Here is a 16,904-nt window from a genome sequence, read left to right as displayed (position 1 = left end):
TCCTTTACATAGGCGGTTGTGTATGTGGTTGAACATCTGGCGGGTTTCAAGGGCAAGTGGCTGGATGCAGGAGATCAATTTCACTCCCTGAGCGTTCGTGCAAGGATGTTCAAGAAGAAGAGAGGGAAGATGGCCAAACCAAAGCTGCGAAATGTACCGGATCTGAGCGCGCACGCCGTACCCGATGAAGGGATCGAGGTCCGGGTCACGCCGAAAGCTGCGAAGGATGGGATTTTAACCGATCAGGGAAACATTCGCATCACCGTCACCGCGCCGCCCGAAAATGGCAAGGCAAACGAGGCGGTGCGCAACATTTTGGCCGTGGCCATGGGGGTGGCACCGTCCACTCTGATCCTCAAGCGGGGGCAGACGTCGCGCGACAAGGTATTTGTCTATTCACCCTGATCCGGTGTTTCCCGGATTTGGTACACGCCTTCCGGCAAGTCCAAAGCCGCCGCCAGATCGCGCACCTGTTCTGGGGACAACGTGATCCTCTGAATCTGATCCGTGCGCGGGTCCAATTGTTCAAGCGTCACACATTCGGCGAAGCTGTTGATGACGACATCCTCTTGCAAAGGCTTGGGGCCTTCGTCCACCAGAGTAATGACTGTCGAGTCGAATTCATGCTCAATCGAAAACATGAAAGCAGAGTGCAGGTCAGCCGAATGCAATGCAACCCGTACCTTACCAATCGGGCTGTGGTGATTGGCGCGGCTCCGCGCTATGGTCGTGAAAACGGGCCAACCGTTTCAAAGGATTATGAATGTATCGTCTGATCTGTTTGTTTCTTCCTCTTTTTCTGGCGGCCTGTAGTGCTGGCGAGATGCGATTGCAGCCCGCGACCCAATGGTCGGGGACCTTGGGTGAGTATCAGGTAGAGGCGGCCGCGGTTCGAGATGTCAGCCGCTCCATCGGCAAGGAAGCCCGGGCAGAGTGTCTGAAGCGGGCCAAAGTCAAAAATTGCGATTTCACGGTTCTTGTTGATCTCAATCCACAGGCGGAAGCGAATGCGTTTCAGACCTTGGATAACAGAGGCCAGCCGGTGATCATTATGACCCGTTCCATGATTCAGTCAGCACAAAACCCAAATGAACTGGCTTTTGTCCTTGGGCATGAAGCGGCCCATCACCTTCTGCGCCATATCCCCCGCCAGTCGAAAAACGCGCAAGAAAGCGCTGCAATATTCAACAATCTGGGCAAGCTCTTTGGAGAAGAGGGCGAAGACCTGGAGCGAACACAGAAAATTGGGGCGGAAGTGGGTGTTCAATTGAACGTCAAGGCCTTCGAGCTTGAGGCTGACCAGTTGGGCACAATTATTACCCACAATGCCGGATACAACCCGTTGATCGGCGCAAAGTACTTTGACCGCATCCCGGACCCGGAGGACAGTTTTCTGGCGTCACATCCGCCGAATGCGCAGCGTGTGCAGATGGTTAAGAACACCGCCCGAAAACTTGGGCTGACGCAATGACCCAAATAACAAGGCTGGGTGTAATCCTGACAGATCGTGGGTCAAAATACGCGGTGTCGGGAGCTGCGGTGCAAATGCGCGAGGACGTGGATGCCGTGCTGCAAGATCTCAAATCCGACAAAGCCTATGCCAAGGCGACGCACAATACCTGGGCGGCGATCTTGCCGACAGGGGCTCTCAAGGCTGACGATGGAGAAAGCGGTGCCGGAATGGTTATCCTGCGCATGCTCGAAAGGGCCGGACTGGAGGGCCACGTCATCATTGTCACCCGCTGGTACGGCGGCAAAAAACTGGGCGGTGTCCGGTTTCGCAGGGTGCAGGATGCGACCCGCGCCTATCTGGACCATATCGGTGCCGGGTCTTGACCTGAGTCAAATGCCTGTTCGGGCCGCTGCGCTATCCTGCCAGAACTGTGCGACAGGGAGACAGCGCAATGCTTGGCAAAAATACTCTGAAACGACATGCGGAACTGGTCGACCAGATGGCAACCCACGTCGGGGTCGATCTGGAAGATGCGGCCATAGGCGGTGACGTCTCGATTGACCAGATCTCTGATGCGGTCCTGCGTTGCAGAGATTGTTCGAACCCCGATCATTGCGCGCAATTTCTGGCACAATCTGCCCAAGACCAGAAAACCCCGGAATACTGCAGGAACACGTCCCTGTTTGACCGCCTCACTTCGCTGTCGGAAAGCAAGCGCGACGGATAAGAAAAATCATGCCGCGCCATCGCCGCGTTTGTGCAAACAAAAGGCAGACTTGCCAATGACCCGAGATACTCTGGGCGACGTGGAGAAACACTTTTGGCTAACCCGGTCGGTAGCCAGATGTATGGATGTTTCGTTGACCGAAGCGATGGCCGAGGGGCGGTTGACCACCAATGGTTATGCGGAGATCGTGACGCGCTGTCGTGCGTCTGGGTGCAGCGACCAATGCGAATTGTGGTTGTCGAAACAACAGGTCAAAGCCGATTCGGCCCCTGAATTCTGCGTGAATGCAGAAACGCTGAACGCTTTGAAGACTTAGTCAGAGCTTGGAATGCGAACCGTCGCACAGCGGCGGATTGGCCGTTTGTTTGCACCCGCAAAAGAACACCTTCTTGCTGGTCTCGGCAGTAAACTTCACTGGTTCAAACTGGGTTCCCTTGTGTGAACCATCGCAGAAGGGCTGGCGCTCTGACTTGCCGCAAGCACACCAGAAATAGGTTTTCCCTTCGGTCACTTCGACCGGGTAGGGGGCTTTTTGGGCAGGTTTCGGCTCATCTGACATGTGGCTGCTCCGCTTTTGGCTAATGTCGTGAAACAACTATAAGGCCATCGCGGGGGCGTGTAGAGCGCTTATGTTTCTTTATGCAAGCAGCATGGTTTTGCCGTTCTCACAAAACTGTGATTGATTTTGTTGCAATAATATCAACGAGGTCGTATTTTGAGACTGGCCCCAGATAATAGGGCAATATGAGAAAATTTTTAGAGGAATGACGGACATGAAACTTAAATTTGCTGCCGTTAGCGCAATTGCCCTGGTTCTGGCTGCATGCTCGCAGCAGGAAGAGCCGACGCCGGTTTACATCACGCCTGAATACGACAAGTTCGGCACACCGAGCTGCCCGGCTGGAACCGAGCTGGCCACGACCGAAGCGGGACAGACCATCTGTAACCCGGTCGCTCAGTAAGAATTCTGCGGGCGGTCTTGTTTTGGCCGCCCGCTTACTCAACGCATCCGACCGCCCTTGTTGGGCGGTTTTTTTGTGCCCGCTTTAGGCCGGCGCGGGTCAGATCAGAATGTGCCGAAAATGGGCAATCATCGCCTCCCCAGCCGTCAAAATCCGTGCCCAAACGACTTGCGGTGATAGTGTTGACGCCTTGACTCGTACCGTGGTGCATAAAGGTAGCGATAGGATTTCTTTTTTTGCTTTTGCTGAACGTAGGGCGCGTTCTTAGGGGTCGGTTTTGCGTGGTAGACTTTTGGTGTGTAGACTTTCGGAGAGTAATAGTGCCGGTGAATGCGGATGTTATTGCTGTTATGAACATGTTGCGATTTTGACCCAACAACAGCTTGGCCGCTCGTTCCAACGGTGATGCTGCCTGCAGTTGCCGGGCCAGTAAAAAGTTGGGATGCAAGTATCGCGGCCATGCAATTGAAAGAGATTGCACGAAGGTACGACATGAAAACCCTCCTTCCAGCAAGTTGAGGTTTCCATTTATGGTCCGGGAAAATCCCGGCTCAAGCCAATAAACTTAAATCACGCTCTGCCCATCTGGGGTGAACGGGCATATTAGGGCCAGGTGCGTTTGCCCCATAAATCGTATTCGCCGGCCTCATCGATCTCGACCGATAGGATGTCACCAGGCTTCAGATCATCGAAACCTTCATCGATGAACAGGTTCCCGTCGATCTCGGGCGCGTCCGCCTTGGTGCGGCACGTGGCGGCTTCGTCATCAACCTCGTCCACGATCACGTCGATGGTCTGGCCGACCTTGGCGGCCAGCTTAGCCTCGGAGATGGCCTGCGCTTTTTCCATGAAGCGTTCCCAACGCTCTTGTTTGACCTCGGCTGGAACGTGATCCGGCAGGTCGTTTGATCGCGCGCCATCGACGTTTTCGTATTGGAAGCAGCCAACACGATCCAGTTGCGCCTCGTCCATCCAATCCAGAAGGGTCTGGAACTCGGCCTCGGTCTCGCCCGGATAACCGACGATAAAGGTCGACCGTAGCGTGATGTCCGGGCAGGTTGCGCGCCATGCGGCGATCTCATCCAAAGTCTTGGCTGCCGCTGCCGGGCGCGCCATGCGTTTCAGAACGTCTGGATGGGCATGCTGGAACGGAATATCCAGATAGGGCAGGATGTTGCATCCGGCGTCGGCCATCAGGGGGATCAACTCGCGCACATGCGGGTAGGGGTAGACATAGTGGAGCCGAACCCATGCATCCAATTGCCCCAGCTCACGCGCCAGATCGGTGATGTGGCTGCGCACCTCGCGGTCCTTCCACGGGTTTACGTCATACTTCCGGTCCAACCCATAGGCGGATGTGTCCTGCGAGATCACCAGCAATTCACGCACGCCATTGTCGACCAGCTTTTCGGCTTCGCGCAGCACCGCGTGGGCCGGGCGGCTGGCGAGCTTGCCGCGCATGTCAGGGATGATGCAGAACTTGCATTTGTGGTTACAGCCCTCGGAAATCTTGAGATAGCTGTAATGGCGGGGGGTCAACTGTACGCTTGCAGCAGGCAGCAGGTCCACAAACGGATCAGGATCGGGCGGCACTGCCGAATGCACCGCATCCAGTACCTGCTCGTATTGATGCGGGCCGGTAACAGCCATGATGCGCGGGTGATGTTCGCGGATGTAATCCGGTTCCGCGCCCAGACAGCCGGTCACGATGACCTTGCCATTCTCGACCAGCGCCTCGCCGATCGCGTCCAGCGACTCGGCCTTGGCACTGTCGAGAAACCCGCAGGTATTCACGATCACGGCATCCGCGCCTGAATAGTCGGGCGAGATGCCGTATCCTTCGGCACGCAGGCGCGTCAGAATGCGCTCACTATCGACCAGGGCCTTGGGGCAGCCCAAGGATACCATGCCAATTGTTGGCTGGTTCGAACGTGGCGTCTCGGGCATCCGGGCGGCAGGCGCCAGGTCGGGGCGGAGGTTTGGCGGGTTCGTTGTCATTGCGCGGCATATAGTGGGGAACGCTTCCCCTTGCAAATGCGGCGCAGGCTTTGGATGATCTTTTTAACGCATGAAAAAGGCAGAGAGCAGAATATGAAGCGGCTGTTGCGCATAGTTTTCCTGTTGGTGGCGGTTTTTGGCTTGGTCATCGGGGCCTTGCTGCTGATGCCCGGCGACAAGCTGGCCACCATATTGGCCGAGCAGGTCCGCACCCAAACCGGGCGTGATCTGAAGCTTACGGGTGATGTGAACCTGTCTTTTTGGCCCGTGCTGGGGCTGGAAACCGGTCCGGTGACTTTTGGAAATGCACAATGGGCCGGTCCTGAACCAATGCTGAGCGCCGAAAGCCTGGCCGTGGGGGTTGATGCTGCTGCGCTGATCTCCGGGGACCTGCGCATCAAACGGGTGATCGCCGATAATCCGGTTCTGCGGTTGGAACTTTCGGATGGGCGAGGGAATTGGGAACTTTCGGCACCCGAAAACACAGCCTCGGCAAGCGCTGCAAGTGGCGCGGCACCGCAAGGGCAGCAGGGCGAGGTGACGCTGGATCACTTGAAGCTGACGAATGCACGTTTGGTCTATATCGAAAACGGCGCAACTAAGTTCAATTTTACCAATGTCGATCTGGCGGCCAGTTGGCCGGACGTTTCGGCGCCTCTGCAGGTTCAGGCTCAGATGGCAGTGCCCGGGGGGGCGGTCGATGTCGACCTCAAGATTCAAGATCTGCCAGCTTACGCGTCCGGCGCGGTAACGCCGCTGGATTTGACCATGACCGCGCCCGGCGGAGAGTTCGGCTTTGTAGGGCGGGTCAATCTGGCTGGTGAAATGGATGGCAGAATGCTGGCCAAAACGACGAACACGGAACGTATGCTGGCTGCTTTTGGTCAGGCCGGTGTTGGGGTGCCATTGGGTCTTGGGCGCGAGGCTGACGTGGCCGGGCAAATGACCTATACCAGCGATGGTCGGATTTCACTGCGCAATTTGGTGGCGTTGCTGGATAATAATCGCCTGACCGGCGAGGCAGATATCGTTATCTCGGACCCGCCGCAGATTACCGCACGGCTGGAAGGCGGTGACCTGGATCTTACTCAATTCAATGATACGCCTGGTGGCGCTGTCGGAGGGTCGGCGCCGTCGCCTGACCAAGGGTGGTCGACCACCCCGATTGATGCGTCTGCGCTGGCCTTGGCGAATGGCAAAATCCGCCTCAAAGCCAATTCCATTGCCGTACCGGGCCTGACGCTGGGACCCAGCGATCTGACGCTTAACCTTGATCGATCCAGGGCGGTTCTTCAGATGAATCCTGCCACATTGTTTTCAGGGCATCTGAACGGGCAAGTGGTTGCCAACAACCGGAACGGTTTGTCGGTCGGCGGTAACCTGACCGCGAATGGCATGGACGTACAGCAAGCTCTGTCCGCTCTTGGCGGGATCGAGCGGTTGTCCGGCACCGGATCAGGGTCGTTTGAGTTTCTGGGAGTTGGACAGTCCGAGGATCAGATCGTGCGCTCACTCAGCGGCAAGGGTCGTGTGGACGTGGGCAAGGGCGTGATCTCGGGGTTTGATCTGGACCGCCTGATGGGCCGCAGCGGGGGCGAGGGCGGCACAACCGTATTCAACAGCCTGTCCGCCAGCTTCACCATGGATCAAGGGGTGTTGTGGAACAACGACCTGTTGATGTCCCTGGATAACTTCCGGGCCGACGGTTCCGGTCGGGTCGGAATCGGCAACCGCGATATCGACTATCTTTTCACGCCTGTTGCGCTGCGCGCGAATTCGGGCAACGGCATTGCAGTGCCAGTGAAAATCGTCGGACCGTGGAGCAACCCGTCGATTAAGCCAGATCTGACCAAAGTTATCGAGGCTGTTGCTGAAGGAAAGGCCAAAGAGCTTGAAGATGAGGCCAAGCAGAAAGTCTTGGACAAAGTCGGAGACGAGCTGAATACGACGATCACGGACAGCGATCAGATCGAAGACGCGATCAAGAACAAACTCGAAGACGAAGTGAACAAGGGGCTGCTGAAGCTGTTTGGCGGTAACTAATCAGCGCCAATACGCAAGGGTTTCGGGGCAGAAGGTGCCCCGAAACGCAGTAGCGCTTAGATGGTTTGATCGTAGTCGCCCACACCGGGTTCCGTGCGAATGACCGCGTCGATATCGGCAAAGATTGCGCGCATTTCGTCCTCGCTCTGGCTGCTTTCGCAGACCACGACAAGGTTCGGAGTGTTTGAGGATGCGCGAACCAGACCCCAACTGCCATTGTCCAGAATGACACGAGCGCCATTGACGGTGACAACCTCTTTGATCGCGCGACCGGCAAAGGTACCTCCGGCATCTGCCTTGGCAACCAGCTTGTCGACCAACCGCTGAAGAATGTCATACTTCTCGGTGTCGGCTGCATAGGGCGACATGGTCGGCGTCGACCAGGTTTTAGGCAGCGCCTTGCGCAGGTCCGACATGCTTTGATCCGGATTGCGATCCATCAGCTTGCAGATTTCAACGGCAACCCGCATCCCGCAGTCGTAGCCGCGCCCGATAGGTTCAGCCAGAAAGTAGTGACCAGACTTCTCAAAGCCGGCCAGCGCGTTGATCTCTTTGACCCGCCGCTTCATGTGGCTGTGGCCGGTTTTCCAATAATCCGCTTTGACACCAAGGGCCTGCAATTCAGGGTCGCTGGCAAACAGACCAGTGGATTTCACATCTGCCACAAACGTCGAGTTCGGATACAATTTGGCCAGATCGCGGGCCATGATCACGCCGACCTTATCGGCGAAGATCTCCTCACCCTCATCATCCACAACACCACAGCGATCGCCGTCGCCGTCAAAGCCCAGAGCCAGATCGGCGCCGCTGGCTTTCACAGAGGCGGACATGTCGTGCAACATCTCCATAGCCTCGGGGTTGGGATTATAGTGGGGGAAAGTATAGTCCAATTGGGTGTGGCTGGGCACCATTTCGACGCCAATGCGCTGGAAAATCTCAGGTGCAAAGGCCGAAGCCGTTCCGTTTCCGGTTGCGCATACGACTTTCAGGGGACGGGACATTTTGAAATCACCGACCAGATCGTCGATATAGGCTTCTTTTACGCCCTCGACGAATTCGTAGGACCCACCGTCGTGGGTGACGCCTTCGCCGTTCAGGACAATGTCACGCAATTCCGACATCTCATCGGGGCCGTGGGTCAGCGGGCGGTCAAAGCCCATCTTCACCCCGGTCCAGCCGTTCGGATTGTGGCTGGCTGTGACCATGGCTACGGCGGGCACATCCAGATGGAATTGCGCGAAATAGGCCATCGGGCTAAGCGCAGGGCCAATATCTTTGACCTGAATGCCAGCCTGCATCAGCCCCAGGATCAGCGCATTCTTGATCGCCAGCGAGTAGTCGCGATAGTCGTTGCCCACCGCGATCACCGGTTCGATCCCACGCTTGCGCATCTGTGTGCCCAGACCCAAGCCAAGCGCGGTCATGCCGGGCAGGTTGATCTCTTCCGGGTATTTCCAGCGCGCGTCATATTCGCGAAAACCGGTTGGCTTGATCATCGGATCGCGCAGAAAACTCCAGGTGTTCGGGGTCACCTCGGGGATGGGTTTGGTCATGCTATTGCTCTTACTCAAATCTGTATAGGATTGGCTTTGGCCAATGCATCAAAGCGCATCAAAGTGTCAATCAATTGAGGCATTTGGTCCAGATAGATCATGTTAGGCCCGTCTGACGGAGACTTGTCCGGGTCTTCGTGTGTTTCAATAAACACAGCACCGACGCCTATGGCGGCAGCCGCGCGTGCCATCACCGGAGCAAATTCACGCTGACCGCCGGTCGAACCTCCAAGCCCAGCAGGCTGCTGAACCGAGTGGGTTGCGTCCATCACAACCGGATAGCCCGTCGCCGCCATCTGCGGGAGCGAGCGCATATCTGTCACCAAGGTGTTGTACCCAAACGAGGTGCCACGTTCTGTCAGCAGAATATTCGAGTTACCAACACTCTCGATCTTGGCGACAATGTTCGCCATATCCCATGGTGCCAGAAATTGCCCTTTTTTGACATTGATCGCCGCGCCTGTTTGGGCTGCGGCCAACACCAGGTCGGTTTGACGACACAATAACGCGGGAATCTGCAAAACATCACAAACATTGGCCGCGTCTGCGCATTGCTCTGGCGTATGTACGTCAGTCAGGACAGGCACCCCAATTTGATTTTTCACATCATCCAGAATGTCCAGACCTTTGGCAATTCCGGGTCCACGGACACCTGAAATTGAGGTGCGGTTCGCCTTGTCATACGAGGCCTTAAAAACGTACTGCGCACCGGCGGCATCACAGGCTTCTTTCATTTTGCCTGCGATCATCTGCGCATGATCCGCGCTTTCAAGCTGACAGGGGCCGGCAATGACCGTCAGAGGCAGATCATTGCCGACCGTGAGGTCGGAGATTTTTACATGTTTCATGTGTCTTACGAGGATACCTGTTCACGAAGGACCGACGCGGTAAGCGAGATCAACAGGTAGATACCAGCAAACAACAGAAAAGCCAAAATCGTATTTTCGAACTTGCGCGGATAGGTGGGTTCCTGACTTGGCACCGGCCTTACGGACACCGTCAGATAGCGCACTTTGCGGTTTGCTTCTGTCCGTGTGGTTTCCATTTGCTGCATAGCCGTCTGCAGTATCATATCCCTGGCAACAAGATCGGCCTGCGCCATTTGAATTCGTACACTGAGCCGGGCAAGCGAGTTTTCGCCTGCTGACACATCCAGCATTTCCGCGTTGAGTTCTGCCAACACAGCCTCAAATCGCGCGATGTCCGCACGGGCACCATCCACCTTGGCCTGGTTCGGACGACGATTGTCCAGCAAGGCAGCCAATTGTAGTTCTTTGTCCTGAATCTGCGTTTCCATGGCGTCTATGCGGCCACGCAAGCTGGCGATGACGTTCTGAGGGTCCAGCAACGCGCCTTGAATCTGAAGTTCGATCAGATCTTCCTGCGCTTTTCTGCGTTCCTGCTGGGCCATTTCAAAACCATCCAGCGCATCGCGCATCTGGTCTTCGCGCTTAAGTTCTGTAAGCCCGTTTATGGTTTCTTCGGCGTAGGACAGAAGACGGTCAGAGATGGCCACCGAAATCTGCGGATCAGGGGCCGCGACTTCCATCCGGATAATGCCGTCGCTCGGGTCGTACCCGATGGTGATCATGCGTCGGAAGAGCTTGTAGGCCTCTTCCAGCGTGGCGTCCGGCGAAAGCCGTTGAATAGGATCGATCCACTCCTGCTTGAAAATTTCTTCAAAGCCCATGTCACGTTCAAGCCTCAGCAAGGCATCCTTGGACTCCAGAAATTCCTGTGTGGCGACAGAATCCTGCGCGGTGGCATATTGTGTGCCCGCCAAAAACCCGCCAAACGATGCCCCGCCGCCGTCCGCCTGAAGGATCGAGAAGGCCGAGTCGCTGGCATACATGGGCGTCGCCACTCGGTAGAAATAGAACCCGACAATAAAGGTGGGCAGGAAGACGAAAACCGCAAGGCGGGCAAACAGGGCAAGCAGTTTGCGACGGCGGCGGCGGGCGATGTCTTTCTGTATCTCGCCAATTTCAAACTCGCGCCGTTGCGTAGGGGACATCTCCGGTCCGGGCAGGGTCCTTCCACCTTCGCTGACCGTTTGCGGCAAATGAATCGTGACCTTGTCCTTGGTCTGATCCTCGGTCTGTGCCGTTTCACCCGCCATCCCCAGCAAATTGGCGCGATGAAACGGATCGATGCCCTTTTGGCGCAGCAAACGCACCGCATCATAGTCCGAAGTCGCCTCCAGCCCGTTCTTCTGCGCCAGTCTGCGTGCCATCCGCAATTGACGCCCGGTCAGCCCTTCGTTTTTGATGGCGTCAATCTCGGTATTGGACTCTGAGTCATTGGCCGCAGCGGGTGGCCGCGTCGCGTTGCGAATGCGCGAAATGGCGTCAGCGCGGTCTTCTTCCGTTCCCGCATTGCGGCGTTTGCGGCGCCAGTTGTAGATGCTAGCCTTGGGTTTGGTAGTCATATAGCTGCTTTGCCTCTTCCAAGGTGTCGAACATATAAAGCTGGCCATCCATCAAAACGGCAGCCTCTTGCGCAAATTTCTCCAGCACGGCGGGACTGTGTGACACGATCACCAATGTTGTCGTGCGTAGTTTTTCCCGAAGGATGTCGCCGGCCTTCCTGTTGAATTCGACATCAGTCGACGCCGGCATGCCTTCGTCAATCAGGTACATGTCGAAATCCAGAGCTAACATCAAAGCAAACGTAAAGCGCCCCTTCATACCGCTGGAATAAGTGGCCAGGGGTTGGTCGAAATACTCCCCCAATCCGCATAGCCATTTGCAGTAGGCTTCGACATAATCGGGGTCCATCCCGTAGATGTTGGCGACGTAGCGCGCGTTTTCCAGGGCGGACAGTTTGTTTGCGACACCTCCGGTGAAACCCATAGGAAAAGATACCCGGCAGGACTTTCGAATCACGCCTTCATCGGGCTTTTCCAGACCTGCCATCATGTTGATCAAGGTGGTCTTGCCGGTTCCGTTAGGTGCAAGAATGCCAATCGAACGGCCCAGTTGGACCCGAAACGAGACACTGTCCAGGATCACCTTGCGGCGTGTCCCGGTCCAGAAGGACTTACTAACATTCTCAAACTCAAGCATTGAGGGCCTGCTGCTTGCACCTTGTTAATCTTACCGGATGTGTCGGTAATCGGGTTGTTATCCTACGTTTTATGTGGGCCATATTATGTCGAGTTTTGGTGGCAATGATCAATCCACTGGCACGTGTGCTGTTAGTATTGTGACTTTTCCATCGGTTGGACCCACGCATTGCGTTGACTATCTTTCAAGATGACCGTCAACCAATTTGATGCAGGAAACCTTGCCATCTGATGAATTCGCTACAGAAAGAAATCTCGGCCTGCCGAATCTGCGCGGATAGATTTGCCGCGACAGAGACCGCCCATCAGCCCCGCCCGGTGGTCTGGTTTCAGCCGGGAACGCCGATTTTGGTCGCCGGTCAGGCTCCGGGTGCACGGGTGCATGAATCGGGTCGGCCGTTTACCGATCCGTCCGGAGATCGCTTGCGGGATTGGCTTGGGGTGGATGAAGCCGTGTTCTACGACCGGTCACGGGTTTCAATCGTGCCGATGGCTTTTTGTTTTCCGGGTTATGATGCGCGCAAGGCGGATTTGCCGCCCCCCCCTGTGTGCGGCAAAACCTGGCACAACAAAGTCATGCAAACGCTGGGGGAGATGCCCCTGACTATTTTGGTGGGTGGGCATGCTCATAAATACCACCTGAATGTGCGCAGCTCGGTGACGGAAACGGTTCGCAACTGGCGGGACCATGCGCCGCGCGTCTTTGCCTTGCCTCATCCCTCGTGGCGGAATACGGCATGGATGAAGAAAAACCCGTGGTTCCAGACCGACCTTCTGCCGGTTCTGCGTGCGCGGGTGCAAGAGGTTCTGAATGACTGAAACCACCGCTTTGGACACTGCCCACACCGCAATGGCTGCCGCCCCAAACGATGATTCAGCGCGATTGCGTTTCTTCGAACGGCTTGCCGACAGCGAGCTGTTTCTGATGCTGACGGAAGAGGCGAAGGGCGAAAATATCTCGCCCGAGTTGTTTGACGTCGCTGATGGACGCTTCGTGCTGGCCTTTGACCGAGAGGACCGGTTAGCGCGGTTTGCCGAACGTCCTGTTCCTTATGTGGCGTTGTCGGGCCGGGTGTTGTCCTCCATGCTGGCGGGGCAGGGGATCGGGCTGGGCCTCAACCTCGAAGTTGCGCCGTCCTCTATGCTGATCCCGTCCGAGGCGCTGGGTTGGCTGGCGGAAACTCTGCAGCATGGACCAGAGGAGGTTCAGCAACGGTTGGCAGAGTTCTTGCCCCCTGCGGGTCTGCCCGACGATTTGTTGACCGCACTGGATGCGAAACTTGCCACGGCCGTTGGATTGGCTGAAGCCGCATATCTGGTGGGAACGAAGTCCGAAGGCGGCGGTTCCGGGCACCTGCTTGGGTTCATAGGTGCTGTCGAAGGCGCCGAGCCCGCACTCGCTAAAGCCGCGTCCGAGGCGTTGACGTTTTCCGGGATTGAGGCAGGGGCAATGGATGTCGGGTTCTTCGGTGCGCACGATCAGGCAGCTGCCTCATTGGCGCGGGTTGGTTTGCGGTTCGATCTGCCGCAGCCGGAGGCGCGTGTTGTCGCGCAGACGATACCGGGCAGCAACCCGGATAAGCCACCCATTCTAAAGTAGGAAAAAAGCCCCGCGCACGAATGATCTGCGGGGCTTTTGGGATTATTCCGCAGCTGCTTCCAATTTGTCCTGGGTGCGGGTTTCGAAATCGCTGGCCTCGTGACGTTCGTGCAGCTGGGTATGTGGCTCACCGAACGGGCGGTTGACCATCCGGCCACGCTGAACCGCGGGGCGTGCGTCGATGGCCTTGGCCCAACGCATGACGTTCTTGTAGGATTCCACGTCCAGGAATTCTGCGGCGCTGTAAAGTCGGCCCAGAACCAGCTGGCCATACCAGGGCCAGATCGCCATGTCCGCGATGGTGTAATCCTCGCCTGCGATATACGTCTTGTCGGTCAGTTCGCGATCCAGAACGTCCAGCTGGCGCTTGGTCTCCATCGTAAAGCGGTCAATTGGGTATTCGAACTTTTCCGGCGCATAGGCGTAGAAATGGCCAAACCCACCGCCCAGATAGGGTGCACTGCCCATCTGCCAGAAGACCCAATTCATGACTTCCGTACGTTCCGGTCCGGACGCGGGCAAAAACGCACCAAACTTTTCGGCCAGATGAAACAGGATCGACGCGCTTTCGAACACGCGTGTCGGCTTATCGCCCGAGCGATCCCAAAGAGCGGGGATTTTCGAATTTGGGTTGGCCCCGACAAAGCCCGAGCTGAACTGTTCGCCTTCGCCGATATTCACCAGCCATGCGTTGTATTCGGCACCTTCGTGACCCAGCGCCAGCAGTTCCTCCAGCATCACGGTCACTTTGACGCCATTGGGGGTGGCCAGCGAATATAGTTGCAGCGGGTGCCGTCCAATCGGCAGATCCTTGTCGTGAGTGGCGCCAGCGATTGGGCGATTGATGTTGGCAAATTGACCGCCATTCTGGCTGTCCCATGTCCAGACCTTTGGGGGCGTATAGGTCGGTTGCTCGCTCATTTCTTGCCTTTCTTCGCAAAGTGCAGGTGAATTGTCCGTCCATCACAACAGCTAATGTTGCAAAGCACCGAGTCCAACCCCCCAGAGCGCAGCGTTTTTGTAACAATCCTCACCCGACATCTCACGAATTCTCATTCAACGTCACAGCGGCGCGAGGGGGACTTCGCAAGCGATCTGAATTGCCTATTGTATGTTCAGACCCGCAAGTTCGGGCAAATCAACAACCCCAAGGACAAAAGGACTTACCACCATGAAACGTTTTGCCCTGACTGTAGCTGCGGCACTGACCCTTGCCGCTCCGGCCTTTGCTGGTGATCAGTATATTGACGGCACCGGGTTCGCCGTATCCGGCTACGATGTTGTCGCCTACCGCGGTCTGGATCAGGTTGCGGTTGGTCAATCTCAGCCCGCACCTGTACGCGGTCGCGCAGATATCACCGCGGAATACAATGGTGCCACCTGGGCATTCTCGTCTGAAGAGAACCGCGACAAATTTCAGGAGAACCCGGCCTTCTACGCACCGCAATATGACGGACATTGCGCATACGGTGTGTCGAAGGGCGGCAAAGTCCCGGCGAACCCGAACCTGTGGCGCATCGTCGATGACAAGCTTTACCTGAACATCACCGATGTCGTCGTAGGTTTCTGGGAAGAAGATGTGCCCGGCAATATCAACCTCGCCGAAGGCAACTGGCCGGGGATCGAACCCGATGGCGCATCCTCCAGCGTGATCCCGAAATTCACTTCGGAAGGTCCGATTTCAAACTAAGTGGCCACTCACCAAGTCAAAGCCCGGCTCATTTCAGCCGGGCTTTTTTGTCAATGCGCAAACGAGAATTCGTCCCGCATCTGCTGATTGGCATCGAACCGAATGCGAACGCTTTTGGCCCCGGGGAACGTACGCGCAGTAATCGCTTCGGGCACAACAACCTCGCCACCGCCAGAGTCGTTGGACTGGAAATTCAGCACCTCGGTTTCCGTCTGGCGTGAGCTCGCCAAAACCGATGTGGGCAATGCCACGCGGTTTGCACCTTCATAGACCGGCGTTGAGACAAAGAATGTCAAATGGCGCCCAAAGAACCCGACTGCATCGGGCACATGGTCCGACTTGCACATCAGCTCAGGCTCCGGCGTTTCGACCTCGTCCGATCGGTCGGGCAACGCTGTGTTCAGTAGGGCGCGGCATGCGTTGATGTCGGCGGTTTCCAGTGTAAGAATACGACGGCGCAGTTTCGGACGTCGGGGTTTTCCGGACCCAATACCCTTTCCTGCCAGCCCTTCCTTGCGCAGAAGGTCATAGGCTTCTTTGGCGCGTGTAAATCCAGAACTATCGCCTTCGGCTTGGTCAGGGTGCCCATGAAACGCAATGTTTCGCCAGGCGTTTCTGATTTCATCAGAGGTAGCGCTTTGATTTAACCCTAGCGCATACAGTGCCTCTGTGCGGGCATTGATCTTGTCAGCAGGTTCCATAACCCAAAATACTCATTACAAAAAATGTTACTGTCCCAGTTTGAACAGGACTGCGAACTTGTCAAATTTCACATAAAATTGAAGTGCCTGCAGGAACAATTGCGGCAGTGCGCAGCAATTGTTCTCAGTTTTATTCCTGCCGGTGAAGGCGCCCTTTTCCCGAGCCCCATTCAGGCCACGTTTTGCAGATCAGTTTTCGGCGTTATGCCAAGGGCAAAACACACATCACGCGTCAATTCCGGCCGGTTCAGCGTGTAGAAATGCAGTTTGTCCACGCCCCCGTCGATCAGGTCCGAGCACAGCTCGGTGCACAATGCTGTAGCCAGCAAATCCTCACGATCGTCGCGCACGGCCTTTTCAAACGCCTGTTCGACCCATTGGGGAATGCGCGTGCCGCATCGTTTGGCGAAATTGCGTGCACCTTTCCAGTTCTCGATCGGCAGGATGCCGGGCACGATAGGCTTGTCGATGCCGGCTTTTTCGCAGGCGTCCCGGAACCGGAAAAACGTCTCGGCCTCAAAAAAGAACTGGGTCAGGGCCTCATCTGCGCCTGCATCCAGTTTGGCCTTGAGCCACTCAATATCGGTGCGGGCATTTTGTGCCTCGGGGTGAATGTCGGGGTAGGCGCCGACTCGAATGTTGAACATCTCGGTCTCAGCCAGGGCCGAAATCAGTTCAACCGAATTTGCAAAACCTTCGGGGTGTGGCTCAAAACGATCCTGACCGCTTGGCGGATCACCGCGCAGGGCTACGATATCCTGTACGCCCGCCCGCGCGAAAGTATCCGCGATTTCCAGCGTTTCCTGCCGCGAGGCATCAACACATGTCAAATGCGCAGCAACAGGCAGCCCCGAGGATTTGTGCAGGGTCGCCACCGCATCGCGGGTCAGTTCCCGCGTTGTGCCACCCGCACCATAGGTGACCGAGACAAATCGCGGCTCTAACGGGGCCAGAGTCTGAACCGTGTCCCAAAGACGAAACGAGGCTTCGAGCGTCTTGGGCGGAAAGAACTCGAATGAAATTTCTGGCTTGGTCATCACGGCCTCATTTGATTGGTACAAGGACCTTGTGCCAGTTTGGGCAATGTGAGACAAACTCATATTATTCAAGAAC

At 56.4% G+C, this 16,904-nt stretch carries 20 protein-coding genes; 10 read left to right on the top strand and 10 right to left on the bottom strand.

The features are described from left to right. Nucleotides 1–129: 129 nt before the first annotated feature. On the top strand, nt 130–405 hold the full coding sequence (locus tag AC2FGC_RS05620) for a DUF167 domain-containing protein (RefSeq protein WP_496724578.1): 276 nt from the start codon (nt 130–132) through the stop codon (nt 403–405). Here AC2FGC_RS05620 and AC2FGC_RS05615 read toward each other — a convergent pair. Beyond that, nucleotides 393–641: a DUF8831 family protein gene (locus tag AC2FGC_RS05615; RefSeq protein ID WP_108859312.1), complete on the bottom strand. Its 249-nt coding sequence runs from the start codon at nt 639–641 to the stop codon at nt 393–395. The genes AC2FGC_RS05620 and AC2FGC_RS05615 overlap by 13 nt on opposite strands. Before the next feature lie 122 nt (nt 642–763). On the opposite strand from AC2FGC_RS05615, the gene AC2FGC_RS05610 reads away from it, so the two are divergent. The 4 genes from AC2FGC_RS05610 to AC2FGC_RS05595 all read left to right on the top strand — a co-directional run bounded on the left by AC2FGC_RS05610 (nt 764) and on the right by AC2FGC_RS05595 (nt 2,496). Beyond that, a complete protein-coding gene (locus AC2FGC_RS05610) occupies nt 764–1,471 on the top strand; it encodes a M48 family metallopeptidase (protein ID WP_496724069.1) in 708 nt (235 codons plus the stop codon). After that, nucleotides 1,468–1,836, top strand: coding sequence for a YigZ family protein (locus tag AC2FGC_RS05605; protein ID WP_496724071.1), 369 nt, complete (start codon nt 1,468–1,470; stop codon nt 1,834–1,836). Before AC2FGC_RS05610 ends, AC2FGC_RS05605 begins: the two co-directional genes overlap by 4 nt. Nucleotides 1,837–1,904: 68 nt before the next feature. Beyond that, the gene (locus AC2FGC_RS05600; protein ID WP_496724073.1) at nt 1,905–2,180 is read left to right on the top strand and encodes a DUF6455 family protein; all 276 of its coding nucleotides are present in this window, start codon (nt 1,905–1,907) and stop codon (nt 2,178–2,180) included. A 55-nt stretch (nt 2,181–2,235) separates the two neighbouring features. After that, nucleotides 2,236–2,496: a DUF6455 family protein gene (locus AC2FGC_RS05595; protein ID WP_496724075.1), complete on the top strand. Its 261-nt coding sequence runs from the start codon at nt 2,236–2,238 to the stop codon at nt 2,494–2,496. On the opposite strand, the gene AC2FGC_RS05590 is transcribed toward AC2FGC_RS05595, so the two are convergent. After that, nucleotides 2,497–2,739: a CDGSH iron-sulfur domain-containing protein gene (locus AC2FGC_RS05590; RefSeq protein WP_496724077.1), complete on the bottom strand. Its 243-nt coding sequence runs from the start codon at nt 2,737–2,739 to the stop codon at nt 2,497–2,499. It lies immediately after the preceding gene. Between the two features lie 214 nt (nt 2,740–2,953). On the opposite strand from AC2FGC_RS05590, the gene AC2FGC_RS05585 reads away from it, so the two are divergent. Then, the gene (locus AC2FGC_RS05585; protein ID WP_058275732.1) at nt 2,954–3,142 is read left to right on the top strand and encodes a hypothetical protein; all 189 of its coding nucleotides are present in this window, start codon (nt 2,954–2,956) and stop codon (nt 3,140–3,142) included. Nucleotides 3,143–3,745: 603 nt separating this feature from the next. Here AC2FGC_RS05585 and rimO read toward each other — a convergent pair. Continuing rightward, entirely contained in the window at nt 3,746–5,140 is a 1,395-nt protein-coding gene (gene rimO / locus AC2FGC_RS05580; RefSeq protein ID WP_496724079.1) for a 30S ribosomal protein S12 methylthiotransferase RimO, read from the bottom strand. 93 nt (nt 5,141–5,233) lie between these two features. On the opposite strand from rimO, the gene AC2FGC_RS05575 reads away from it, so the two are divergent. Next, nucleotides 5,234–7,183, top strand: a complete 1,950-nt coding sequence (locus AC2FGC_RS05575; RefSeq protein ID WP_496724081.1) for an AsmA family protein — start codon at nt 5,234–5,236, stop codon at nt 7,181–7,183. A 56-nt stretch (nt 7,184–7,239) separates the two neighbouring features. On the opposite strand, the gene AC2FGC_RS05570 is transcribed toward AC2FGC_RS05575, so the two are convergent. Genes AC2FGC_RS05570 through AC2FGC_RS05555 form a run of 4 tightly spaced genes read right to left on the bottom strand, consistent with a single transcriptional unit; the run spans nt 7,240 to nt 11,801 of the window. Then, nucleotides 7,240–8,736, bottom strand: coding sequence for a phosphomannomutase/phosphoglucomutase (locus AC2FGC_RS05570; protein ID WP_496778789.1), 1,497 nt, complete (start codon nt 8,734–8,736; stop codon nt 7,240–7,242). 14 nt (nt 8,737–8,750) lie between these two features. Next, entirely contained in the window at nt 8,751–9,584 is an 834-nt protein-coding gene (kdsA, locus tag AC2FGC_RS05565; protein WP_496724085.1) for a 3-deoxy-8-phosphooctulonate synthase, read from the bottom strand. Between the two features lie 5 nt (nt 9,585–9,589). Further along, complete coding sequence (locus AC2FGC_RS05560; RefSeq protein ID WP_496769020.1) at nt 9,590–11,164, bottom strand: KpsE/RkpR family capsule polysaccharide export protein; 1,575 nt, start codon at nt 11,162–11,164, stop codon at nt 9,590–9,592. Then, entirely contained in the window at nt 11,142–11,801 is a 660-nt protein-coding gene (locus AC2FGC_RS05555) for an ABC transporter ATP-binding protein (RefSeq protein ID WP_282151737.1), read from the bottom strand. Before AC2FGC_RS05555 ends, AC2FGC_RS05560 begins: the two co-directional genes overlap by 23 nt. A gap of 230 nt (nt 11,802–12,031) precedes the next feature. Between AC2FGC_RS05555 and AC2FGC_RS05550 the strand changes: the two genes are divergently transcribed. Together AC2FGC_RS05550 and AC2FGC_RS05545 are read left to right on the top strand one after the other, a co-directional pair. Next, complete coding sequence (locus AC2FGC_RS05550) at nt 12,032–12,619, top strand: uracil-DNA glycosylase family protein (RefSeq protein ID WP_496781606.1); 588 nt, start codon at nt 12,032–12,034, stop codon at nt 12,617–12,619. Then, nucleotides 12,612–13,400, top strand: a complete 789-nt coding sequence (locus AC2FGC_RS05545; RefSeq protein WP_496781604.1) for an SseB family protein — start codon at nt 12,612–12,614, stop codon at nt 13,398–13,400. Before AC2FGC_RS05550 ends, AC2FGC_RS05545 begins: the two co-directional genes overlap by 8 nt. A 42-nt stretch (nt 13,401–13,442) precedes the next feature. Here the strand turns inward: AC2FGC_RS05545 and yghU are convergent, their stop codons facing one another. Further along, nucleotides 13,443–14,321, bottom strand: coding sequence for a glutathione-dependent disulfide-bond oxidoreductase (gene yghU / locus AC2FGC_RS05540; RefSeq protein WP_496781601.1), 879 nt, complete (start codon nt 14,319–14,321; stop codon nt 13,443–13,445). A 250-nt stretch (nt 14,322–14,571) separates the two neighbouring features. Here yghU and AC2FGC_RS05535 point away from each other — a divergent pair, with 250 nt between their 5' ends. Then, a complete protein-coding gene (locus AC2FGC_RS05535) occupies nt 14,572–15,090 on the top strand; it encodes a YHS domain-containing (seleno)protein (protein WP_058275938.1) in 519 nt (172 codons plus the stop codon). Between the two features lie 50 nt (nt 15,091–15,140). Here AC2FGC_RS05535 and AC2FGC_RS05530 read toward each other — a convergent pair whose 3' ends face one another. Beyond that, a complete protein-coding gene (locus AC2FGC_RS05530; protein ID WP_496781600.1) occupies nt 15,141–15,791 on the bottom strand; it encodes a J domain-containing protein in 651 nt (216 codons plus the stop codon). A gap of 170 nt (nt 15,792–15,961) precedes the next feature. Continuing rightward, nucleotides 15,962–16,828: a methylenetetrahydrofolate reductase [NAD(P)H] gene (metF, locus tag AC2FGC_RS05525; protein WP_496724099.1), complete on the bottom strand. Its 867-nt coding sequence runs from the start codon at nt 16,826–16,828 to the stop codon at nt 15,962–15,964. Nucleotides 16,829–16,904: the final 76 nt, after the last annotated feature.

Source organism: Ruegeria sp. CDSC054 (genome assembly GCF_059610645.1).
This window is presented reverse-complemented; position numbering and strand designations above follow the sequence as displayed.